This is a genomic window from Nocardia sp. NPDC051787 (genome assembly GCF_040681325.1).
Lineage (GTDB): Bacteria > Actinomycetota > Actinomycetes > Mycobacteriales > Mycobacteriaceae > Nocardia.
Genome location: NZ_JBFAYO010000023.1, coordinates 75,905 through 98,393, shown reverse-complemented (window position 1 = coordinate 98,393; position 22,489 = coordinate 75,905). Strand labels below are relative to the sequence as shown.

20 protein-coding genes and 1 pseudogene are annotated in these 22,489 nt (G+C 68.9%); 15 read left to right on the top strand and 6 right to left on the bottom strand.

Annotated features, from left to right (window positions below; genetic code table 11):
- Positions 1–11: 11 nt before the first annotated feature.
- From AB0M45_RS23710 to AB0M45_RS23700, 3 genes are all read left to right on the top strand, one after another.
- Positions 12–788 (top strand): enoyl-CoA hydratase-related protein, encoded by a 777-nt coding sequence (locus AB0M45_RS23710; protein WP_364333053.1) that lies wholly within the window; start codon positions 12–14, stop codon positions 786–788.
- 37 nt (positions 789–825) lie between these two features.
- Complete coding sequence (locus AB0M45_RS23705; protein ID WP_364333050.1) at positions 826–1,803, top strand: methyltransferase domain-containing protein; 978 nt, start codon at positions 826–828, stop codon at positions 1,801–1,803.
- A 220-nt stretch (positions 1,804–2,023) separates the two neighbouring features.
- Positions 2,024–3,223 carry a class I SAM-dependent methyltransferase gene (locus AB0M45_RS23700; protein WP_364333047.1) on the top strand — a complete coding sequence of 400 codons (1,200 nt, stop codon included), beginning with the start codon at positions 2,024–2,026 and terminating at the stop codon, positions 3,221–3,223.
- A gap of 81 nt (positions 3,224–3,304) precedes the next feature.
- On the opposite strand, the gene AB0M45_RS23695 is transcribed toward AB0M45_RS23700, so the two are convergent.
- The gene (locus tag AB0M45_RS23695) at positions 3,305–4,642 is read right to left on the bottom strand and encodes a PQQ-binding-like beta-propeller repeat protein (protein WP_364333044.1); all 1,338 of its coding nucleotides are present in this window, start codon (positions 4,640–4,642) and stop codon (positions 3,305–3,307) included.
- Between the two features lie 253 nt (positions 4,643–4,895).
- Here AB0M45_RS23695 and AB0M45_RS23690 point away from each other — a divergent pair, with 253 nt between their 5' ends.
- On the top strand, positions 4,896–5,645 hold the full coding sequence (locus AB0M45_RS23690) for an acyltransferase (protein WP_364333041.1): 750 nt from the start codon (positions 4,896–4,898) through the stop codon (positions 5,643–5,645).
- Between the two features lie 53 nt (positions 5,646–5,698).
- Positions 5,699–6,244: a DUF1697 domain-containing protein gene (locus tag AB0M45_RS23685; protein ID WP_364333038.1), complete on the top strand. Its 546-nt coding sequence runs from the start codon at positions 5,699–5,701 to the stop codon at positions 6,242–6,244.
- 6 nt (positions 6,245–6,250) lie between these two features.
- Here the strand turns inward: AB0M45_RS23685 and AB0M45_RS23680 are convergent, their stop codons facing one another.
- From AB0M45_RS23680 to AB0M45_RS23670, 3 genes are read right to left on the bottom strand one after another with little or no spacing between them, the layout of a single operon-like run.
- A complete protein-coding gene (locus AB0M45_RS23680) occupies positions 6,251–7,504 on the bottom strand; it encodes a glycosyltransferase family 4 protein (RefSeq protein WP_364333035.1) in 1,254 nt (417 codons plus the stop codon).
- Entirely contained in the window at positions 7,501–9,168 is a 1,668-nt protein-coding gene (locus AB0M45_RS23675) for a glycoside hydrolase family 57 protein (protein ID WP_364333032.1), read from the bottom strand. The genes AB0M45_RS23680 and AB0M45_RS23675 overlap by 4 nt, the downstream gene beginning before the upstream one ends.
- The gene (locus AB0M45_RS23670; RefSeq protein WP_364333029.1) at positions 9,165–9,983 is read right to left on the bottom strand and encodes a class I SAM-dependent methyltransferase; all 819 of its coding nucleotides are present in this window, start codon (positions 9,981–9,983) and stop codon (positions 9,165–9,167) included. Before AB0M45_RS23670 ends, AB0M45_RS23675 begins: the two co-directional genes overlap by 4 nt.
- 262 nt (positions 9,984–10,245) lie before the next feature.
- Here AB0M45_RS23670 and AB0M45_RS23665 point away from each other — a divergent pair, with 262 nt between their 5' ends.
- From AB0M45_RS23665 to AB0M45_RS23645, 5 genes and pseudogenes are all read left to right on the top strand, one after another.
- Positions 10,246–11,031, top strand: coding sequence for an electron transfer flavoprotein subunit beta/FixA family protein (locus tag AB0M45_RS23665; protein WP_364333026.1), 786 nt, complete (start codon positions 10,246–10,248; stop codon positions 11,029–11,031).
- Positions 11,032–11,139: 108 nt separating this feature from the next.
- A complete protein-coding gene (locus AB0M45_RS23660) occupies positions 11,140–12,096 on the top strand; it encodes an electron transfer flavoprotein subunit alpha/FixB family protein (protein WP_364333023.1) in 957 nt (318 codons plus the stop codon).
- Positions 12,097–12,306: 210 nt separating this feature from the next.
- A pseudogene (locus AB0M45_RS23655) lies at positions 12,307–12,561 on the top strand (IPT/TIG domain-containing protein); the annotation flags it as partial.
- Positions 12,562–12,624: 63 nt separating this feature from the next.
- Positions 12,625–13,260 (top strand): hypothetical protein, encoded by a 636-nt coding sequence (locus AB0M45_RS23650; RefSeq protein ID WP_364333107.1) that lies wholly within the window; start codon positions 12,625–12,627, stop codon positions 13,258–13,260.
- 186 nt (positions 13,261–13,446) lie between these two features.
- Entirely contained in the window at positions 13,447–14,502 is a 1,056-nt protein-coding gene (locus tag AB0M45_RS23645) for a cobalamin-independent methionine synthase II family protein (protein ID WP_364333020.1), read from the top strand.
- A gap of 12 nt (positions 14,503–14,514) precedes the next feature.
- On the opposite strand, the gene AB0M45_RS23640 is transcribed toward AB0M45_RS23645, so the two are convergent.
- The gene (locus AB0M45_RS23640) at positions 14,515–15,372 is read right to left on the bottom strand and encodes a LysR family transcriptional regulator (RefSeq protein ID WP_364333017.1); all 858 of its coding nucleotides are present in this window, start codon (positions 15,370–15,372) and stop codon (positions 14,515–14,517) included.
- 111 nt (positions 15,373–15,483) lie between these two features.
- Here AB0M45_RS23640 and AB0M45_RS23635 point away from each other — a divergent pair, with 111 nt between their 5' ends.
- The 3 genes from AB0M45_RS23635 (at position 15,484) to AB0M45_RS23625 (ending at position 19,048) form a co-directional block, all read left to right on the top strand.
- Positions 15,484–16,779 carry an NAD(P)/FAD-dependent oxidoreductase gene (locus tag AB0M45_RS23635; protein ID WP_364333014.1) on the top strand — a complete coding sequence of 432 codons (1,296 nt, stop codon included), beginning with the start codon at positions 15,484–15,486 and terminating at the stop codon, positions 16,777–16,779.
- Between the two features lie 410 nt (positions 16,780–17,189).
- Positions 17,190–18,017 carry a GNAT family N-acyltransferase gene (locus tag AB0M45_RS23630; RefSeq protein WP_364333012.1) on the top strand — a complete coding sequence of 276 codons (828 nt, stop codon included), beginning with the start codon at positions 17,190–17,192 and terminating at the stop codon, positions 18,015–18,017.
- Positions 18,014–19,048 (top strand): lysophospholipid acyltransferase family protein, encoded by a 1,035-nt coding sequence (locus AB0M45_RS23625; RefSeq protein ID WP_364333009.1) that lies wholly within the window; start codon positions 18,014–18,016, stop codon positions 19,046–19,048. The genes AB0M45_RS23630 and AB0M45_RS23625 overlap by 4 nt, the downstream gene beginning before the upstream one ends.
- A gap of 59 nt (positions 19,049–19,107) precedes the next feature.
- On the opposite strand, the gene AB0M45_RS23620 is transcribed toward AB0M45_RS23625, so the two are convergent.
- A complete protein-coding gene (locus AB0M45_RS23620; protein ID WP_364333006.1) occupies positions 19,108–19,473 on the bottom strand; it encodes a hypothetical protein in 366 nt (121 codons plus the stop codon).
- A gap of 497 nt (positions 19,474–19,970) precedes the next feature.
- On the opposite strand from AB0M45_RS23620, the gene AB0M45_RS23615 reads away from it, so the two are divergent.
- Both AB0M45_RS23615 and mnmA read left to right on the top strand, forming a co-directional pair.
- The gene (locus AB0M45_RS23615; RefSeq protein WP_364333003.1) at positions 19,971–21,197 is read left to right on the top strand and encodes a cysteine desulfurase family protein; all 1,227 of its coding nucleotides are present in this window, start codon (positions 19,971–19,973) and stop codon (positions 21,195–21,197) included.
- A complete protein-coding gene (gene mnmA, locus AB0M45_RS23610) occupies positions 21,197–22,312 on the top strand; it encodes a tRNA 2-thiouridine(34) synthase MnmA (RefSeq protein WP_364333000.1) in 1,116 nt (371 codons plus the stop codon). The genes AB0M45_RS23615 and mnmA overlap by 1 nt, the downstream gene beginning before the upstream one ends.
- The last annotated feature ends 177 nt before the right edge of the window (positions 22,313–22,489 follow it).

The window sequence follows — 22,489 nt, the reverse complement described above, 5'->3', positions numbered from 1 at the left end:
CGTGGCCTCCCATGGCCGAATTCGTGACCCTGGATCTGCCCGAGAGCGCCGCCGAGCGGCGCGTGGCCGTACTCCGGATCGCTCGCCCGCCGATGAACCTGTTGAACGTGCAACTGGCGCGGGAGCTGGCCGAGGCGGCGGACGCCGTGGCCGCGGATCCGGGCGTGGCCGCGGTGGTCGTGTATGGCGACGAGCGGGTGTTCTCGGCGGGCGACGACGTGGCCGAGCTGTCCGGGCTCGGGGTGGATCAGGCCGGTGCCATGGCGGCCGATATGCAGCGCGCCCTCGGCTGCCTGGCCAGAATCCCGCAGCCCACCGTGGCGGCGATCAGTGGTTACTGCCTCGGCGGCGGGCTGGAACTGGCACTCGGCGCCGACCGCCGCGTCATCGGTGACAACGTCAAGCTGGGTCTGCCGCAGATCAAGGCGGGCTTGATCCCGCTCGCGGGCATCCGGCGGCTGTCCCTGCTGATCGGACCGGGTCCGGCCAAGGACCTGGTCTACACCGGTCGTTTCGTCGAGCCGGACGAGGCGAAGGCGCTCGGCCTGGTCGACGAGGTGGTCGCGCCGGACGATGTCTACACCGCCGCGATGCGCTGGGCGCGGCAGTTCGAGGACGGCCCCGCCCGCGCGCTGGCCGCCGCGAAAGCGGTCTTCGAAGCCGGTCCGCACGGCCTCGATCGGGCACGCACCGAATGGTCCGCGCTGTTCACGACGGAAGATCGCCTGATCGGAACAGGTTCTTATCTGGCCAACGGTCCAGGGTCAGCCGAATTCGTGGGCCGATAGCAGGCGTCAACTGGGGATTTGGGTAGGCTTGCCGACCATGACGGTACGTCCCGACGACCCCGCGCCGAACCCGCACGCCACCGAGGCGGAGGTCGAAGCAGCGCTCGAGGATACGAAGCTGGCCCAGGTGCTCTACCACGATTGGGAAGCCGAGACCTATGACGACAAATGGTCCATCTCGTATGACGAGCGCTGTATCGAATACGCCCGCGGGCGCTTCGACGCCGCGGTCGGTCCCGCCCCGCTGCCCTACGACAAGGCGCTGGAACTGGGCTGCGGCACCGGCTTTTTCCTGCTGAACCTGATGCAGGCGGGCGTGGCGAAGTCCGGTTCGGTCACCGACCTGTCGCCGGGCATGGTGAAGGTCGCCCTGCGCAACGCGGAGAACCTCGGACTGGACGTGGACGGCCGGGTCGCCGACGCGGAGACCATCCCCTACGAGGACGACACCTTCGATCTGGTGGTGGGCCATGCGGTGCTGCATCACATCCCCGACGTCGAGCTGGCGCTGAAGGAGTGCCTGCGCGTGCTCAAGCCGGGCGGCCGCTTCGTGTTCGCCGGCGAGCCGACGACGGTGGGCAACTTCTACGCCCGCTGGTTGGGCCGGATCACCTGGAAGGCCACCACCACGGTCACCAAGCTGCCCCTACTGAGCGACTGGCGGCGTCCGCAGGAGGATCTGGACGAGTCCTCGCGCGCCGCGGCCCTGGAGGCGGTGGTCGACCTGCACACCTTCGATCCGAGCCGGCTGGAGGCGATGGCGCGCTCGGCGGGCGCCGTCGACGTGTCCGCCAAGACCGAGGAATTCGCCGCCGCGCTGTGGGGCTGGCCGGTGCGCACCTTCGAGGCGGCCGTGCCCGCCGAAAAGCTCACCTGGCGCTACCGGATGGCGATGTACCGCGCGTGGCTGGGGCTGAGCTGGGTGGACGAGAACGTCATGCGCCGCGTGGTTCCGCGCCAGTTCTTCTACAACGCCATGATCACCGGCGTGAAGCCGAGCGCCGCCGGAAAGTAATGGTTCGCGATCCCTCTCGCGATCGCATCGTCCATCTCGGTGGCACGGCCGGTGCTGCCGCGGTGGGCGGGTGCGGGCCCAGGTCGCCGTTTCGGAATCCGGAGACGGAACGCTGCGGAAACGGTGACCGGGCGAAGGCTTGCGGGATCGCTACCGGCACGATCGCGATTGCCGGAATCGGGCGAGCCGACTCGGTCCGCGAGCCTGTAGGAGATCGGTAGTGGGCTATCACTTCTCCCGCGATGACGTCGGTTACCTGGGTAGTCCGGCCGGTCGGACCGCGCTGGCCGAGGTGGATCGACTGGCGCTGACCCCGGCATCCCTGCTGAAGGATCTCGAGCAGGTGCGCCGCGCCCACGGTGACCAGGCCGCGGCTCTGGTCGAGACGGTCCGGCTGCGCCGCCGCGCCGCGGCCAAACTCACCGCCGCGGGGGAGTGGCTGTTCACCGACGACGCCCTGCAGCAGGCAACCCCCACCGCCGTCGCCCGGCATCGGGCCGCGCGACTGGCCGGTCGGGCGGTGCACGACGTAACCTGCTCCATCGGCGCCGAACTCGTCGAGCTGGCCCGGGTGTGCCCGGCTGTGGTGGGCAGCGATCTGGACGACGTGCGGCTCGCCATCGCCGCGCACAATCTGGGACAGTGCTGGTTTCCGGTAGGGGAATCGGGTGCGTCGCCAGCGCGGAATGTGGTGCTGGCCAAGGCGGACGCGCTGCGCCCGAGCACCAGCGACACCGTGGCCATCGCCGATCCAGCGCGCCGTGCCGACGGTCGGCGTACCCACGATCCTGCGAAGTTGCAGCCGCCGCTGCCGGACCTGCTGACGGCCTACGCGGACCGCGATCTCGCCGTGAAATGCGCTCCGGGATTGGATTTCGACCGCCTGGGCTGGTCGGGCGAGATCGAGGTCGTTTCCCTGGACGGCGCGGTGCGGGAGGCCTGCCTGTGGTCTCCAGGGCTGACCGAACCCGGCATCACTCGTCGTGCCACGGTGCTCTCGTCCACCGGCGCCGCCCGGACCATCACCGATGCCGAACCCGACGATATCGATGAGCGCACGCCCGGGGAATGGATCATCGACCCCGACGGCGCCATTGTGCGCGCCGGTCTCGTCCGTCATTACGCCGCGAAACACGGCCTGTGGCAACTGGATCCGCGCATCGCCTACCTCACCGGCGACACCGTCCCCGAGGGCGTGCGCGGCTTCCGCATCCTCGACCGCATGGACTTCCGGGAGAAGTCCCTGCGCGCCGAACTCCATCGCCGCGACTGCGGCCCTCTCGAAATCCTCACGCGCGGCGTCGACATCGACCCCGATGCCTTGCGTGCGCGCATGAAACTCCGCGGCACCCTGCCTCACACTCTCGTCATCACCCGCATAGGCCGCACCGCCACCGCCTTTCTCTGTGCCACCCCCTGACCCACCGGACCGGAAGGTGGTAAGTCGCCCGTAAGCTGACCTGCCCTAGCGCCGCGGCTGCACTGCTGCGCCAGCGGGTGGCTATTCCGGCTTGAAGGCGAAGATTTCGCCGATGCGGGTGGCGACCACGACCTCACCCTTGGCGCCGACCGACGTGCCCGTGGTGGGGCCCTGTGCGCCGGGGAGGACATCGGAATCAATGGTGGCGCCGGTCTGGGTGTCGAACGTGACGAGGCGCAGGCCCTCGCCGATCGCCGCGGTGGTGTAGCCGGTATCGCCCGCCGTCTGCACCGCGGTTCCGTGCGACGCGAGATCCTTACGCTCCCAGACGGTTTCGACGGCATCGCCCTTGTCGCGCAGCGCGAGCAGGTAGCCGTCGTCGCCGGACGGGATGATCAAACCGTCGCTGGAGACCGAGATACCGCCGCGCGGCGTCCAGTCCAGCCGCTGGACCCACTTGGTCCGCCCGTCGGCGGTGTCCAGCGCGATCAGGCGGTCGCTGTTGTCGCCGACGTAGAGGGTGGAGCCGTCCGCGGACAGGGCCGGGCTGGTCGCGCTACCGCGTTCCAGCAGGTCGGCGCTCCATTCCCGCTTGATCTCGCCATCGCCGTAGCGCAGCGCGACCAGTGCCGCGACGGGCTTGCCCGGCTGCCACAACGTCACGTAGAAGCGGCCGCTCGAGGCGTCGATGGGGGAGATGTTCGCGACCGGGCACTGCGGTCCCCCGGTCGCGCAGTCGTCCAGCCCCTGGCCGGCGGCGGGCCAGGTGAGACCGGCGTTCGCCAGGAAATCCGGCTGGCCGAGCAGCTGCACCGTCGGCACGAGGCGCTCGCCGGTCTGCCGCGACAACACGTCGACCTGACCGGACTGGGTGACCGTCACCAGCTTTCCGTCACCGGTGAACTGCACCGAGACCGGCGTCCCGGCGACCGGCGTGCTCCACCGGGGCTGCCCCAGGTAGTTGAACGCGTTCACCTTGCTGTCGTCGCCGACGTAGACGTTGGTCATGCCGTCGACGGCCGAGGGCGCGGAGATCGCGCTCGGGCCGAGCGCGTTGCAGAACCGCTTGCGCCCGGTGGCCATCTGGAAGGAGAAGATCGAGCAGTTCGGCAGGCGCGTGGTGACGAATATCTGGCCGTCGGGACCGAGCGTGGCCGGCTGAGCGATCGGTCCGCCGATGGGGCGCGACCAGCTCAGCGCCAGTTTCCGCGAGCCGGTGACCGGACTGGTGCCGCTGTTGCGGCCGTCGTGGTAGGCGGCGGTCCAGCCTTTGCCCGAACCGACGGTGATGTCGTCGACATCGGTTCCGCAGCCGGTCAAGGCCAGCGCGGCGACCGCGGCCAGCACGGCCGCGGCACGTTTCCGGGACGGTCGCCACATGGAAGTAGCCAGTACCCCGCCGCTTCGCACCTGCCGCACTCCTGTCATCGTTGGCTCGCACGAGACCGTTGAGATCCTCGAACCGCGCCCTGCGGAACGGTCTTCGCACCGGCGGGTTCGCAGTCGCCGTCGTCGACGCACGAGTCACTGTACGGGAGGCCCGTGCGAGGGTGAACGAGTCCCGCCGTTGTCGTCGCGGGTGCTCGTCTCGGTGCTCGCCGGGAGCGATAGGCTCTATCCGTCGCCGCCGAGGTGGGCGACAGCCGGAAGGACCACGACAGGAGAACCGTTCGTGACGAGCATGTGGGGCGCACCGTTGCGCTCGCGCTGGCGGGGTTCGCGCCGCCGGGATCCGCGGCAGGCGCGATTTCTGACGCTGGCGTCGCTGCGCTGGGTGCTCGCGAACCGGGCGTACACGCCCTGGTATCTGGTGCGCTACTACCGACTGTTCAAGTTCCGCCTGGCCAACCCGCATATCGTGCTGCGCGGCATGGTGTTCCTCGGCCGCCGGGTGGAGATCCACGCGACGCCGGAGCTGGCCCGGATGGAGATCGGGCGCTGGGTGCACATCGGCGACGGCAACGCGATCCGCTGTCACGAGGGTTCGCTGCGCATCGGCGACAAGGTGGTGTTCGGCAAGGACAACGTCGTCAACACCTACCTCGACATCGAGATCGGCGAATCGACCCTGGTCGCCGACTGGTGCTATATCTGCGACTTCGACCACAGGATGGACGACATCAACGTGCCGATCAAGGATCAGGGCATCGTGAAGAGCCCGGTCCGCATCGGACCCGACACCTGGATCGCCGCCAAGGTGACCGTGCTGCGCGAGACCCGCGTCGGCCGCGGCTGCGTGCTCGGCGCGCACGCCGTGGTCAAGGGCGAGATCCCGGACTACAGCATCGCTGTCGGCGCACCGGCCAAGGTGGTCAAGAACCGCAAGGCCGCCTGGGAGGCGGGCGCCGAAGAACGCGCCAAATACTTTGCGGCGCTGGAGGACATCGCCCGCAAGAAGAACGGCGCCACCCAGACCGCGTAATCGCGCCCACCGAGTTCGGTCGGCTGTCGGCGTCGGCGAGTAGGTTCGGCGGTATGAACGCCTACGCCGCACTGTTGCGCGGGATCATGCCGAGCAATCCGAACATGAGCAACGAGAAATTGCGGGCGGTGTTCGAATCACTCGGATTCGATCGCGTGGGATCGGTGCTGGCCAGCGGCAACATCGTGTTCCACAGCGCCGACACCGACGTGCCCGCGCTGGAGGAGCGCATCCAGCAGGCGCTGATCACCGAGCTCGGGATCGGTGGCGGCACGATCATCCGCAGCCACGAGGAATTGCGCGCGTTAGTGGACAGCGACCCTTTCGAGGGAGCGACCCACGGCCGCGGGACCTATCTGATCGCGACGTTCCTCAAGGACGCGGCCGCCGCCACGGTTACGCTGCCCGAACAACCCGATCCGCTCACCCGGATCGTCGGCTACGACAAGGCCGCGCGTGCTTTCCTCGCGGTGATCGACAACAGCGATCCGGGCAAGACGCCGAACTTCATGGCCTGGCTGGACAAGACGTACGGCAAGGACATCACCACCCGCACCTGGCTCACCATCGAGCGCATCGTCAAGAAGCTCGAAAAGTGACCCCACCTACGCCGGATCGCGTTCCGGCAGCGGGCGATCGACGATGGTCGGGCGGCCCAGCGGATTGCGCACCCGACGCTTGGCCGAGTGGTACACCTGGGCGGTCTCCGCGGCCACCACGTCCCACGCGAAATCGGCCGTGAGCCGTTCCCGGGCGGCGTAGGCCCGCTGTTGCGCGGCGGCCGGGTCGTCGAGGGTGGCACGGACCGCCTCGACCAAGCCCTCGACGTCCGCGGGAGCGAAGGAGGCACCGGTGACGCCGTCGATCACGGCCTCGCCCAGCCCACCCGCCGTCGACGTGACCAACGGGGTGCCCGCCGCGGCCGCCTCCAAAGCGACGATGCCGAAGGGCTCATACCGGCTCGGCAGCACGATCGCGTCCGCCCCGTGCAGCCAGCCGAGCAGTTCCTCGTGGTCGAGTTGTCCGGCGAAGTTCACCGCGCGGGCGACCCGGTGTACTCGGGCGCGTTCGCGCAGCCACTCGAACTGGGTGCCGACACCGGCGATGGTGAGTGTGGTGCCGGGATGGGCGCGGCGGATGCGCGGCAGCGCCGCGATCGCGTCTTGCACGCCCTTCTCGTACTCCAGCCTGCCCACGTACAGCAGCCGTGGCGGACCGCTGCGCGGCGAGCGCGGACGGAAGGTCCAGGCGCCCACGTCGATTCCGTTGCGGATCACCGTCATCGGGATCCGTTCCGGACCGTAGAGCCGCTCGACTTCGTCCTGCATGGACGTCGAGCAGGTGATCAGTGCGTCGGATTCGTTGGCCAGCCACCATTCGACCGAATGCACCTGCTTGTTGACCTTGCCCGCGACCCAGCCGCTGTGCCGCCCGGCCTCGGTGGCGTGCATGGTCGACACCAGCGGCACGTCGTAGTACTCGGCCAGCGCGATGCCGGGGTGGGCGACCAGCCAGTCGTGCGCGTGCACCACGTCGGGCGTCCAGCCGTCGCCGATGCCCGGCTTGCCGAGGGCGACGCCCGCGCGCACCATCGCGTGGCCCATGGCCAGCGTCCAGGCGAGCATGTCCTGGCCGAAGTCGAACACCGGCGGGTCTTCGGCGACGGCGACCACCAGCACGCCTTCGGCGATGAACGAGTGCGTGGGATGGGTCGAGGAGTCGGTGCCGGAGGGCCGCCGGGACAGGACGACCACCTCGTGGCCCGCGCGGGCCAGTTCGACAGCGAGGTGATGCACGTGTCTGCCGAGCCCGCCGACCACGACCGGCGGGTACTCCCACGACACCATCAAAATCTTCATGCACGTCCTTCTGCGGCGAGGCCCGGTTCCGCTGGGTCGGGGCTCTGGTCCGCGGTGGCGTGGCCCGTTCCCGGCGTGGTGGCGGATGCTGGCCCGGTGGTGCCGGGTACGGACCCCGCGGAGGTCAGTCGTCGCGCGTCCACGGCGGGGAAGAGTCCGTCAGCCGCCCCCCATCCTGCCGCCAACTGCCGTGCTTTGGCGACTTGGCCCGCCCCGACGGCCGCGGCGATTTCCCGCACCGCGTGCGCGTGCCGGTGCGCGCGGTCGCGCGCGTAGCCCGCCGCGGAATCCTTGCTGACCATGAACGCCCAGTCGCTCGACACGGTCAGGATCGCCTCGCGCAGTAGTTGATCGGCAACCTGATCACGCAAGCCCGGCGCGCCGCCCTGGGCCGCGCGCATCTTGTCGATGGTGTCCAGCGTGAGCCGCACGATGTCGTCGTCGAGTTCGACCAGGTCGCGCACCTGCTCGCCCGCCCACACCCGCCAGTCCTTGCCCGAACCCCAGGACGAGTCGGCCAGCGGCACCGGTTCGCCCAGGTAGCCGCGGTCGCGCGCGTCGGCAAGCGTGCCAACGGTGACGCCCGCCTCCGGCAGCGCGCGCAGCACCTGGGCCAGCCATTGCGGGCCCTCGTGCCACCAGTGGCCGAACAGTTCGGTGTCGAACGCGGCGACGACCAGCGCGGGCCGCCCGATCCGCGCGGACTCGGCGATCAACCGCTCGCGCACGGTTTGAACGAAATCGTCCACGTCGCGTGCGACCGCCGCGGCGGCCAGCTGCGGGTCGTAGGGCGCCTTGTCCGGCCCGGCGACGGTTTTGCCGGTGACCCGGGCGGGTTTGAGACCCGTCGCGTGGTCATAGTGATGAAAGTCACGATAGGCGCCGTGGCCCGGATAGCCCGATTTCGGCGACCACACCCGGTAACTCACCTGCAGATCGCGGCCGAAGGCGATCACGTCGGAATCGTGCACCGGCCGACCGACCGTCGTGTCGCCGCGCAGCGCCGGTCCGTCGACCATGAAATGCGTCACACCGGCGGCGGCGTAGCCGATCTCCATGCCGGGGGTGTAGCCGCACTCCGGTGCCCAGATCCCGGTGGGCGTATGGCCCCAGCGCCGCCGCGCGTCGGCGAGGCCCTCGGTGAGCTGGAACTGCCGCAGCCGCGGATCCAGGAGCGGCTGGAACGGGTGCGCCAGCGGCCCGCCGAGCAGCTCGATGGTCTCGGCGTCGACCAGTTCGCGCCAGACCGGCGCCGCGCCGTGCCGCCAGCGCTGCTCGAATTCGGCCAGCGCCGCGGCGGCCAGACGGTGTTCGTGCCTGCCGAGCGCGACGTTGCCCGCCATGGCGGCCTCATCCGCGCGCAGCTGCCAGTTGCCCAGCCAGTGATGCATGCCCGCCAGGCAGTGCGGGTCGTCCAGCTGGGCCGCGAGCACCGGCGTGATGCCCAGGCTCATCAGGTGCGAACGGCCTTCGGCGGCAAGGGTTCTCAGGACCTCGACGACCGGCAGATAGGAGGCGGCCCAGGACTGGTAGAGCCATTCCTCGCCGACCGGCCAGCGACCGTGGTTGGCCAGCCAGGGAAGGTGGGAGTGCAGGACCAAGGTGAACTGGCCCGGCACCGGACTTGCGGAGTGCCCGCCGGGCACGGCACTGCGTTCGGTCAAGGCTTCACCGCGATGGCGACCAGATCCAGGCTCGCGTCGATGTCCTCGGCGACCAGCGCGAAGTCGTCGACCGTGACGCTCGCGACGTCCGCGGTCAGGTCGTCGGGCCACGGCTCGCCGGCCAGCGCCCGTTCGATCTGCGCGTCGATGAACGACCCGCCGTGCTTGGCGTCCAGCGCCTGGAGGCCGGGCCCGTGGTGCACGCCGATCATCCGTGCCACCTCGAAACCCGCGTCGACCAACAGCTCGGTCAGCTCGGCGGCGTTCAGTTCCCGGGTGTGGAACGGGTTGAGCGGGGTGTCGCGGCCGGCGGAGAAGGTGATCCGGTTGGGTGTGCTGATCAGCAGCTCACCGCCGGGACGCAACACGCGCAGGCACTCCCGCAGGAACTGGGACTGGTCCCAAAGATGCTCGATCACTTGGAAGTTCACCACGACGTCGACCGTGGCGTCCTCCAGCGGCAGCGCGGCGAGGTTGCCCTGGATCATCTCCACGCGCGGGTAGCGTGCGCGCACGTGCTCGACGGCGGTGGTGTCGTAGTCCACTCCGATAACTTTGGTGGCCACGTCGGCGATCATGTCGGCGCCGTAGCCTTCCCCCGAACCGGCCTCGAGCACGGTCTTTCCGGCGCAGCGGTCGAGCAGGCGAGCGTAGGCGATCTCGTGCCTGCGGAACCAGTAGTTCTCCTCGGCGATGCCAGGAACGGTGCGCTCGCCGGTCAGCGGCAGCGGTTCGACGGCGCCGACGCTCGTCTCGGGGTCCGCGGCAGCGCCCGTGGGGTCGCCCACTGCGGCAGGGATCACAGCCTCGCTCATCACTCCGACGTTACTGGCACGGTATCGGCGCGGGACACCCGCACCCGGTCGGATTCCTCGCGCGGGTTTCGCCGTTATGGGGACCTCTGATCCGGCGCACTTTATCCCCCGGGGCTGGGCAGTGAGAGAGAAGGCACTAAGTTACCCACGGGTAACTTAACGTAAGGTAATGTCACGGCCTGAGCCACTCACTACGGACGTACGGCCCAGCTCGTGCGACCACCACATACGTGTAACCAGAACAGGAGGTCGACGAAGACCGATGCCGAACATCGTCGTACTCATCAAGCAGGTTCCCGACACCTGGTCCGAGCGCAAGCTGACCGACGGTGACTTCACCCTCGATCGCGAGGCCGCCGACGCCGTTCTCGACGAGATCAACGAGCGCGCCGTCGAAGAGGCGCTGCTGATCAAGGAGGCCCAGGGTGGCGAGGTCACCGTGCTGGCCGCCGGTCCGGACCGCGCCACCGAGGCCATCCGCAAGGCGCTGTCCATGGGCGCCGACAAGGCAATCCACATCAACGACCCGGCCATCCACGGCTCCGACGCCGTGCAGACCGCGTGGGTGCTGGCGAGTGCGCTCGGTCAGGTCGAGGGTGTCGAGCTGGTCATCGCGGGCAACGAGGCGACCGACGGCCGCGCCGGCGCCGTCCCGGCGATCATCGCCGAGTACCTGGGCCTGCCGCAGCTGACGCACCTGCGCAAGCTGACCGTCGACGGTGACAAGATCACCGGCGAGCGCGAGACCGACGAAGGCGTGTTCAAGCTGGAGGCGACGCTTCCGGCCATCGTGAGCGTCACCGAGAAGATCAACGAGCCGCGCTTCCCGTCCTTCAAGGGCATCATGGCCGCGAAGAAGAAGGAAGTGCAGACCTTCACGCTCGCCGATCTGGGCGTCGACCCGTCGACCGTCGGTGTCGCGAACGCCGGCACCGCCGTTACCGCGGCCACCCCGAAGCCTCCGCGCACCGCGGGCGAGAAGATCGCGGACGAGGGCGACGGCGGCACCAAGATCGCCCAGTACCTGATCGGCCAGAAGATCATCTGATCTCGGCAGCGCTGCGGGACACCCGCACCCGGTCGGGCGGAACGAGCCGCTTCGCGATTGTCGCTCGTCCCGCCCTCCAGGACTGAGACTTCTTAGGAGAGAACACAAATGGCAGAAGTACTTGTGCTCGTCGAGCACGCCGACGGTGCGATCAAGAAGGTCAGCACCGAACTGCTCACCGCGGCGCGCACCCTGGGCGAGCCCGCGGCCGTCGTGCTCGGCACGGCGGGCACCGGTGAGAAGCTGGCCGGCGCGCTGGCCGCCGCCGGCGCGGAGAAGATCTACATCGCCGAGTCCGACGATGTGGAGAACTACCTGGTGACCCCGAAGGTGGACGTGCTGGCCGGCCTGACCGAGTCGGCCTCCCCGGCCGCGGTCATCGTCGCCGCCACCGCCGAGGGCAAGGAGGTGTCGGGTCGCCTGGCCGCCCGCATCGGCTCCGGCCTGCTGGTCGACGTCATCGAGGTGAAGGCGGACGGCAGCGCGGTGCACTCCATCTTCGGTGGCGCGTTCACCGTCGAGGCCAAGGCCACCGGCGACGTGCCGGTGATCTCGGTCCGCCCTGGCGCCGTCGAGGCGTCGGCGCAGGCCGGTGCGGGCGAGAAGGTCACCGTCGAGGTGCCCGCGCAGGAAGAGGGCGTGGTGAAGGTGACCTCGCGCGAGCCGGTCGTCGCCGGTGACCGTCCGGAGCTCACCGAGGCCGGCATCGTGGTCTCCGGTGGCCGCGGCGTCGGTTCCGCCGACAACTTCGCGGTGGTCGAGGCGCTGGCCGACTCGCTCGGCGCGGCCGTCGGCGCTTCCCGCGCCGCCGTCGACTCGGGCTACTACCCGGGCCAGTTCCAGGTCGGCCAGACCGGCAAGACCGTCTCGCCGCAGCTGTACATCGCCCTCGGCATCTCCGGCGCGATCCAGCACCGCGCGGGCATGCAGACCTCGAAGACCATCGTCGCGGTCAACAAGGACGAAGAGGCGCCGATCTTCGAGATCGCCGACTACGGCATCGTGGGCGACCTGTTCAACGTCGCGCCGCAGCTGACCGAAGCGGTCAAGTCGCACAAGGGCTGACGCACCGCGTCGAATGGAAGACGGTGGCTCTGACTGGAAAACAGTCGGGGCCATCGTTTTTCGTTGAGGTCGTCTGAAAACGGACGAAAACGGATCGAGATACCCATTGCCCGGAACCCGGTATAGGGGCCTTACTGAATTGAGCCAGGACCAAGCGAATCGGCCACCTGGTGTAGCGGAACCCTCTCACCGCGGTCAGGAGGCAGCACAATGCCTAGCAGTACTTCCCTGTCTGCGGTTCCAACTCTGGTCTCGGCGAGCCCAGGTTCGGGACCGATCATCGGTGGAACCACGGTCACGTTGATCGGGACGAATCTGACTGGAGCTACAGCGGTCCGATTCGGAGCCACTCCAGCGACCTCGTTCACGATCGACTCTGCAACGCAGATCACCGCTATCTCTCCTGCAGTAACGGGAGTCGTGCTGGTCACGGTCACCACGCCGCGGGGGGTCAGTAATGGAGTCTCGTTCAGCTATGTGGGCACGCCTCCGCCATCCGGGGTGAACTTCGGTCCGGGAACGTCGATCATGTCCGATGGCGGACCGCCCCGCGGAAGTTGGGGGACGGTCGCGGCTGTCGGATATGACGAACTCGGCAATCTGGTGGCTCTCACGGCCGGGCACCTGATGACTCGGGACACCGGAACTCAGGAGGTATTCCTGACGGGGAATCGCGAACTGGGTCCGATCGGGTACTACGCCACGTGGACCACGAATTGGCCCGGGTTTCCCTCGATGCATTATCCGGTTGATTCGTCCAAGGATTACGCGGTCATCAAGCTGGACGAAACGAAGATCAATCCGGTCAACACGACGCCGAACGGGACCGTGATCAGCAAGATCGGTGCGCGTCCTGTTCCGCTCTCGGACATCATCTGCAAGTACGGCCAGGTGTCCAGAACGACATGCGGTCTCGTGATCGAGTGCAAGGACAACGTCATCAGTTCGTGGGCTGCGATCATTCCGGGCGATAGCGGTGGCCCGGTGACCACGCCGAGCGGTTTGGTCGGGATCAGCTCCGCAATCAATCCGCTCAACCCGTGGGCGCCGTTCCAGTTCACCGGTATTCACGGAATTCTCGACGACATCGCAGCGCAGGGACCGAGCACGATCGGGATCGGATTCACTCCGCTTCGAGGCCGTCGTTTTTCGCTGGCAGGATGATCGGCGGAGAGGTCCACGGCCGCAACGACGTCGGCGGTCGGTCCGGCACGGGCATTGTGACCGTTCCCGAAATATCGGGACGGATGTTGTGCGGGTTGCTCCAACCGCGTTGCAGGGAACTCATACCTTTTCCGCCGCAGTCGATTTCGCGTCGAACCGACCAGTGCCGGACGTACACTCGGCCCCGTGAGCCTCCCCACGGAACCGATCGGTAGCCTGCCCCGACCGCACGACCTCCTGGCCGCCATGGCCGATGATTCCGGCGACGCCGCCGCGCTCGCCGAACTCCAGCAGCGCGCGGTCGCCGAGACCATCCGCCGCTTGGAGGAACTCGGCTCTCCCGTCGTCACCGACGGTGAGCAGACCAAGCCGAGCTTCGCCACCTATCCGATCGCAGGTCTGGACAATCTGGCTCCGGACGGCGCGATCATCCCGTTCGCCGACGGCCACCAGCGGCAGCTGCCCCGGCTGACCTCGGGGCCGTTCCGTTACGCCGCGCACGCGGTGGACTACTTGCGCGCCGCGAAGCAGCACGCTTCCGTGCCCGTGAAGCAGGCGATCATCGCGCCGTCGGCGCTGAGCCTGCTCTACCCGGCCGACGGCATCGCGGAGTATCCGCGCGAGCGGTTCCTCGCCGATCTGGCCGACGCGGCCGAAGCCGATATCCGCGGCTGCTTGGACGAAGGCGCACACCTGGTGCAGCTCGACTTCACCGAGGGGCGGCTCTCGCTGAAGCTGGATCCCAGCGGCGACGTGCTCGATCAGTTCATCGAGCTCAACAACCTTGTGCTGGGTCGTTTCTCGGACCAGGAGCGTGCCAGGATCGGCGTGCACACCTGCCCGGGCGGCGATCGGGACTCCACACACAGCTTGGACGTGGACTACACCGCGCTGCTGCCCAAGCTGCTGCAGTTGCGGGTCGGCGCGTTCTACCTCCAGTTCGCCAGTGAACCGGAGCCGGAGAAGGTGCTCGCCGCGGTCGCCGAGCACTTGCCCGCCCAGGCGCGGGTGTTCATCGGTGTCACCGATCCGATCGACCCGGTTGTCGAGACTCCCGAGCAGGTGCGCGACCGGGTCCTGCTGGCCGCTCGCTACCTGCCTGTCGAGCGCTTGGGTACCTGTGACGACTGCGGATTCTCGCCGTTCGCCGACGACACCTCCACCTCGCGCGACACCGCGTTCGCCAAGATCCGGGCGCGCGTCGAAGGAACGGCGCTGGCGGCAACGGAACTGGGCGTCTGACCCGCGGTTGTCTCAGCAGCGGTGCAGCGCGGACAGCAGGGTGGTCAGGATCGCTGAACGCTTGGCGTCGGCGCGCAGTACCGCCGAAACCGGAATGCGCAGCTTGTGTTCGGCCAGCGGCAGCACCACCAGTCCCTCGGTGGTGCTCTCGGCATAGAGCACCGTCCACGCGTCCGGCCGGTTGATCAACTCCATCGTCGCGGTGTGGTCCGGCGGGATCGGCGGCCCGAAGGTGGGACCGCTGGGCAGCTCGGCGAACGCGTTGCGAATCACGGTGTGCAGTAGGACCTGTTCCTGTTCCGGCGGCAGCAGCAGCGGATACGAGCTCAGATCCACCAGGGTCACTACGTCTTCGACGGCCAGTGGATGCGCGCTGGAGGTGGCGATCACCAGATCCTCGACCCAGAGCTGTTCCACCACCAGCCCCGGCTGATCGACGCTGCCGCGGATCAGCGCGAGATCGCAGTCCCCGTCCGTGACCGCGGCGATGCGCTGGCGAAACGGCTTGATCACGAACTCGATTTCGGCTTCCGGGTGCGCGGCGCGCGCGCCCGCGATGGCCGACAGCGAGCGGGTGGCGAAGGACATGTTCGCGGCCAACCGGATCCGCGGCCCCACCGTGCGCACCGCCGCGCGAATCGCCGACTCCAAGCTCAGCATTTGTTTCGCCAGGGGAAGTAGCCGAGCGGTGGCGTCGGTGGGCACGACCGAGCGCGTCGAGCGTTCGAACAGTTGCACGCCGAGATCGCGCTCGAGCCGGGAGATCTGGTGACTGATCGCCGACTGCGAGATGAAACAGCGCGCGGCGGCGCCGCTGAAGCTCAGCTCCTCGCACACCGCGACGAAGTAGGTGAGCTGCCGAAGTTCCACAGCGCCTCCAATTAATTACGGATCCAGATAAGAGTCATCTAAATTATGCGCCCTGACACCTGAAATATCTGCCCTCTGGATCACGGTTCGTAATGAGAGAAGGAGGCTGTCATGCAGTACGTGGATGCGGGAATCGAAACCGCGGGTGTCGTCATTGTCGGATCGGGGTTCGGCGGGCTCGCCGCCGCCAAGCAGCTGGCCAAGTCGGGGGTGGACTTCGTGCTGATCTCCAGCACGCCCGAGCACTTGTTCCAGCCGCTGTTGTACCAGGTAGCGACCGGTGTGCTCACATCGGACGAGATCGCACCGCCGATCGCGGGCGTCCTGCGCCGCCACCGCGAGGCCGATGTGCGCCTCGGCACGGTGGTCGCCATCGACCCCGACCAGGCCATCGTCACCTACGAGAACAACGAGGGCATGCGGCACCGGATCCGCTACGGCTCGTTGATCGCCGCGACCGGCGCGAGCCAGTCCTACTTCGGCCGGGACGATTTCGCCGAGAAGACCTTCTCGCTCAAGACCATCGACGACGCGCGGCGGCTGCGCCGGCAGATCGAACGCGTCTTCGCCGAAGCCGCGAAAGCCGATGAGCAGGCCAGGCGCAGGCTGCTGAGCTTCGTCGTGGTCGGGGCGGGCGCGACCGGCGTCGAAGTGGCCGGTCAGCTGAAGGAGCTGGCGAAACGGCACTACCGGCAGGAGATTTCGGTCACACTCGTCGAGGGTGCGGGCGAGGTGCTTCCACCGTTCGGCGGCGGTCTGTCGGAATACGCGAAGAAGTCGTTGACCTGCAGCGGCGTCGATGTGCTGCTCGGCACATTCGTCACCGATATCGAGCGCGGCAAGGTCACCGTCAAAGGCAAGGACGGGGTGGAGCACAGCATCGCGGCGGAGACCGTGGTGTGGTCGGCGGGTGTGCAGGCGGGCGGATTCGCGAAGATTCTGGCCGAGGCCACCGGCGTCGAGACCGACCGGGCGGGCCGCTTGCTGATCAATCCGGATCTCACCGTCGGCGGTTATGCCGACATCTACGCCATCGGCGATATGACCTCGCTCAACGGCTATCCCGGGCAGTCGCCGGTGGCCATGCAGGAGGGCAGGCACGCCGCCGACATCATCCGCCGCAAGAAGCAGCCCGGCGCCCCCTTCAAGTACTGGGACAAGGGCAGCATGGCGGTGATCAGCCGGTTCAGCGCGGTGGTGAAACTCAACGAGCACATCACCTTCCGCGGCGTGATCGCCTGGTTGATGTGGCTGGCCGTGCATCTGCTGTACCTGGTCGGCTTCCGCAACCGCTTCGCCGCGGTCGCCTCGTGGTTGGTCGCGTTCATCGGCACCGGACGCCCCGGCTTCGACGAGGAGGAGGTACCGGTGACGACGGTAGGCGCTCCGGAACGCTACGTTGCCTGAGCTGCGTTGATTTGCAGCGCCTGCGCGCTGCGTGTTCGCGGCCCCCTTGTGGCTCGCGTCCGAGTGACCGCCGCTTGCGACTTCGTGCGCGTCGGCCGCTCGGACGCGAGCCGGGCCGCGAACGGGGAATGTTCGGTCTCGGTTGGCTCGAAAACAGGGGCCGGGCCCGATGTTTGGCAGGGGGCGGAATCGCCGTCTTCCAGCCTGGCACACGCGCGACGAGTCGAGATGGCCGAAACGGCTAGTCGCAGATAAACCGCATGTCGGATGCGGTTGTGAAGCGGATGGACGAACGCGGTGGAACCGTTCGGTGAACGGTTGGTGTGACTGCCGTCTCGTTCACCGAACCGGCATCGACGCGACACTTCGAGGTTGCTGAGGCGCATTGTCGGGCTGGCTTCATCATGGATATGACTATTTCGTCCGTGTTGACCGCCCCGGCTGGACCGTCGGGCTCCGGGGAGGAACGGTCGCGCTACTCGCTGGTGGTCTCCTCCGACCTCGAGCACCGGGTCGCCGCGCAGCGGCTGCGTTACGGCGTGTTCGCCAACGAGCCGGGTTTCCAGATCCCGGACACCGGAACCGGACTCGACGCCGACCGTTTCGACGAGCACTGCGACCACATGTTGGTGCGGGACGACGCCAGTGGCGAGTTCGTCGGCTGCTACCGAATGCTGCCGCCGGACAAGGTCACCGCCGCGGGCGGGTACTACACGGCGACGGAATTCGATCTGGCCCAGTTGGATCCGGAGGGCATGCGGATCGTCGAAATGGGCCGCGCCTGCGTGGTGCCCGACCACCGTAACGGATCGGTGCTCACCCTCATGTGGGCGGGCATCCTGCACTACATCCAGCTCACCGGCTACGAATGGGTGATGGGCTGCGTGTCGGTGCCGATGCGGGACACCCCGGCCGACCCGCCCGGCGTGAACGTGCGCGGCGTGCGCGACATGCTTCTGGGCCGCCACGCCTCCGACCCGGAGCGCCGGGTGCGTCCGTACAACCCGGTGATCGTCGACGGGAAGACCCTCGATGACCTCACCCCGCCGTCGCGCCCGAAGCTTCCGCCGCTGGTGCGCGGTTACCTGCGGCTGGGCGCGGAGGTCTGTGGCGAGCCCGCGCACGACCCCGATTTCGCGGTCGCGGATTTCGTCGTCCTGCTCGGCCTGGACACCATCAACACCCGCTACCTCAACCGGCTACGGGAGGCCGCGGCCACCTTCGACGGGGGACGGTGACAACCGTGGTCTTCGACGCGCCACCTGCCGTGTCCACCGCGCACGCGTGGATGCCCTCCAGCCCCTGCGGTCCCGGCTGCCTGGATTCGATCGACAAGGCCGGCGCGAAGCGGGTGGCCGCCCGGCTGGCCGGGGTCGCCGGACTACTGCTCAGCTATCCGTTCGCGCACGTGATGACGCCGCGCGGCCGGCGCGAACGGATGCAGCGGGGCTACGCGCGCCTGCTGCTCGGCTGCCTCGGCATGCGATTGCGCATCGTCGACAACCGGGCGGCCGCGGACGAGCACGGCGTCGCCGATGAGGGCGGCGCCGCCCTCGTGCCGGTTCGTTACGGTGTGCCCGACCGCGGCGTGCTGGTCGTCACCGGGCACATCGGCTGGACCGATATCGTCGCGCTGGCCTCGGTGCAGCCGCTCGGCTTCGTGGCCCGCGCGGACATGCTGGACTGGCCGCTGATCGGCAAACTCGCGAAGCTGATGCGGGTCATCCCGATCGAGCGGGAACGCCTGCGGGAATTGCCCGGCGTGGTGACCGCGGTGGGCGCGCGGCTGGCCGCGGGGGAGCGGATCGGCCTCTTCCCGGAGGGCACCACATGGTGTGGCCGCGCCTACGGCACCATGCGTCCCGCGCTGTTCCAAGCGGCGGTGAACACCGGCGCCGCGGTGCAGCCGGTGCGGTTGCGTTATCTGGACCGGCACGGCGTGCCGTGCACGGTGCCCGGTTTCGTCGGCGTGGACACCTTCGCCTCGTCCGCGCGGCGGGTACTGCGCTCGCGCGGGATGATCGCCGAGGTGGTGCTCGAACCGGTGCAACAGCCCGGTTCGGACCGGCGTGAGCTGGCGCGGCGCTGTGAGGCGGCCGTGCGCGGCGCGGAACGATCACGCCACGGCGCGCTGGACGACACGGTGTGGATCGAGGCGGGGCACACCCGGGTGCAGGACCCATCCGTCACAGCGGACGCGCCGGAGGTGCGCAGGCCGCGACGCCTCCCGTCGCTGCGCGGTCGCCGCAGCGCCGCCGTCGCGCGGTAGCCGGGCCGGAGACCGGAGCGAGCCCCGAACGTTCGGCCCGCTCCGGAACGGGGACGGGCTCAGAACCCGCTTCCGGTGGGCGGCCGGAAACCGTGGTGCCATCCGGGCCTGCCGTGGTCCCAGTCGTCGTGGCGGTGGCGTCCGCGGTTCCAGTCGTCGTGACGTCCCCGGTCCCAGTCGTTGTGGCGTCCGTGGAACCAGTCGTCGTGGCGACCCCGGTTCCAGCTGTCGTGGCCGTGCCGACCGTGGCCGTGGCCGGGGCGGCCGTGCGCCGCGTCGAGGTCCTCGGCGGGCTCGAGCACGATCGGGTCGGCAAGTGCGGGCACGGCGACGGCGGTGATCGGCATCAGGGCCAGCATCGACGCCGCGGCGCCGCGTGCCAGCACACGTCGCGTCCGTCCGGGCCGGCGGGTGCTTGGGTACATCGGAACTTCCTCTGTCGTTCGACGGATGACCGCTTGCTTCTCCCCGCTCGATAGCCGTTTTCCGCATCTACCCGGGAAGCGATCAATACGTCGACCAACGTACCGCTATATAACGGTTCATTCAATAGGTGTGGATGGATCAATCGGGCGCATGGGGATCCAGCGGGTGTGTCGGGGTGATCGCGCGGATGCGCAGGAGGATGTCGAACCAGTCGCCGAGTCCGGCGCCGGCGGCTTCGGCGGCGGTGTCGTGGCGGCCCGAGGCGAAGGTGGCGCCACGATCTTCGGGGCCGGATCGCGATGATGCGGCCGGTCGATGCCGCTGTTGCTGCACCGCTCGGTCGCCCGCGCCAAGACGTTGCGGCCACTGGCGGCTCCACGGCCAGTGCCCGGGAATACCGGAAGCCGGTCAGTGGGTTGCGAATCGTGAGTAGATCGAAGCGGGCTGAAGGACGCCCCAAGGTACGCAGGTCAGGGTGGGATAGGCTTTATCGGTCATGAAGTCGGCTTTTTCGGGTCCGGTCAACGGTGCGGCGCCCCAGACGGTCTACCTCGATCACGCGGCCACCACACCGATGCTGCCCGCGGCCATCGAGGCGATGACGGCTGCCCTGCATACGACGGGCAACGCGTCATCGCTGCACGGCTCGGGCCGCGCCGCCCGCAGGGTGCTGGAGGAGGCGCGCGAATCGATCGCCGCCGATCTGGGCGCCCGGCCTTCGGAGGTCATCTTCACCTCCGGCGGCACCGAGAGCGACAACCTCGCGGTCAAGGGCATCTTCTGGGCGCGCCGCGCCGAGTCGGGCCGCAACCGGATCATCGCCAGCGCGATCGAGCACCACGCGGTGATCGATGCCGTGGAGTGGTTGCGGCAGCACGAGGGCGCGGAGGTCACCTGGCTGCCGGTGGACGCCGAGGGCGTGGTCGCCCCCGCCGTCCTGCGCGCCACGCTCGCCGCGAACCCGGACGACGTCGCGCTGGTCACCATCATGTGGGCGAACAACGAGGTCGGCACCATCCAGCCGATCGGCGAACTCGCCGCCGTCGCCCAGGAATTCGGGGTGCCCATGCACAGCGACGCGGTCCAGGCGGCCGCGCAGCTTCCGATCGATTTCGGCGCCAGCGGCTTGTCCGCGGCGAGCTTCGCCGGGCACAAGGTCGGCGGCCCGCATGGCGTGGGCGTGCTGCTGCTGGGCAGGAATGTGCCGTGTGTGCCGCTGCTGCACGGCGGCGGGCACGAGCGCGACCTGCGCTCCGGGACCTCGGACACGGCCACTGCCGTCGGCCTGGCCGCCGCGCTGCGCCAGACGGCTGTCGAATTGCCCACGCGCACAGTCGAATTGGCGGCGCTGCGGGACGCGCTGATCGAGGGTATCCGCGCTGCGGCCCTGGAGATGGTGCTCAACGGACCCGTCGGCGAGCGGCGCCTGCCCGGCAACGTGCACGTGACTTTCCCCGGCTGCGAAGGGGATTCGCTGCTGATGCTGCTGGACGCGGCCGGGATCGAATGCTCGACCGGTTCGGCGTGCAACGCGGGCGTGGCCGAGCCGAGCCACGTACTGATCGCCATGGGCGTGGAGCCGTGGCAGGCGCGCGGGTCGCTGCGCTTCTCGTTGGGGCACACCTCGACCCGCGCCGACGTCGACGCATTGCTGCAAGTACTGCCGCAGGTGGTGGAGCGGGCCAAGGCCGCGGGTCTGGCCGGTGCGAAAGGAGGTGTTTGATGCGGGTACTCGCCGCGATGAGCGGTGGTGTGGATTCGGCCGTCGCGGCCGCGCGTGCCGTCGACGCCGGTCACGAGGTGGTCGGCGTGCATCTGGCGCTGTCGGCGACACCGGGCACGTTGCGCACCGGGTCGCGCGGCTGCTGCTCGAAGGAGGACGCCGGTGACGCCAGGCGCGCCGCCGACGTGCTCGGCATCCCGTTCTACGTCTGGGATTTCGCCGACCGCTTCAAGGACGACGTGATCGACGATTTCGTGGCCGCCTACGCGGCGGGCGAAACGCCGAATCCGTGCCTGCGCTGCAACGAGAAGATCAAATTCTCCGCACTGGCCGATCGTGCGGTGGCACTCGGCTTCGACGCGGTGGTCACCGGCCATTACGCGCGTCTGGACAACGGCGTGCTGCGCCGCGCTGTCGACGCCGACAAGGACCAGTCCTACGTGTTGGCGGTGCTGACCGCGCAGCAGCTCTCCCGCGCGATGTTCCCCGTTGGCGACACCCCCAAGCCGCAGATCCGCGCCGAGGCCGCCGAACGCGGGCTCGCCGTCGCGAACAAGCCCGACAGCCACGACATCTGCTTCATCCCTTCCGGCGACACCCGTGCCTTCCTCGGCGCGAAGATCGGCATCCGGCCGGGTGCGGTAGTCGACGCCGACGGGCAGGTGCTCGGGCAGCACGAGGGCGTGCACGGGTTCACCATCGGCCAGCGCAAGGGTCTCGGTTTGCCCGGCCCCGCGGCCGACGGCAAACCGCGGTACGTGACCGGCATCGACCCCGATTCCGGCACCGTCCACGTCGGTTCGGCCGATGAGCTGCGTGTCTGGACGGTCGAGGCGGAGCGCGCCATCTGGACCTCGGGCTCGGCGCCCGCGGGCCCGATCGACTGCGTGGCGCAGGTGCGGGCGCACGGCGGCACCGCGCCCGCGGTGGCCGAGCCGGTGGGCGACGGGCTGGTCGCGCGGCTGCGTGAGCCGCTGACCGGAGTCGCACGAGGCCAGGCCGTGGTGCTCTACCGTCCGGATCCGGCGGGCGACGAGGTGATCGGCAGCGGGACCATCTCCGCAACGGCGCGCGAGCGAGTCACGAGCGAAGCGGGGTCCGAGGCGGCGCGGTGATCCGTACCCGGCCGCTGTGCGGCGGGCCTCCGGCGCCGCCGTTCGACCTGTCCGGCGGTACGGTGGCGGGGAACGCGGAGTCCGGTGGCACCGCCGCGGTCGGCGGAGTCCGGTAATGGCGGAATCGAACGGACGGAGTACGGCAGCGGTGCACGAGACCGGCACGGATGGTGTAGC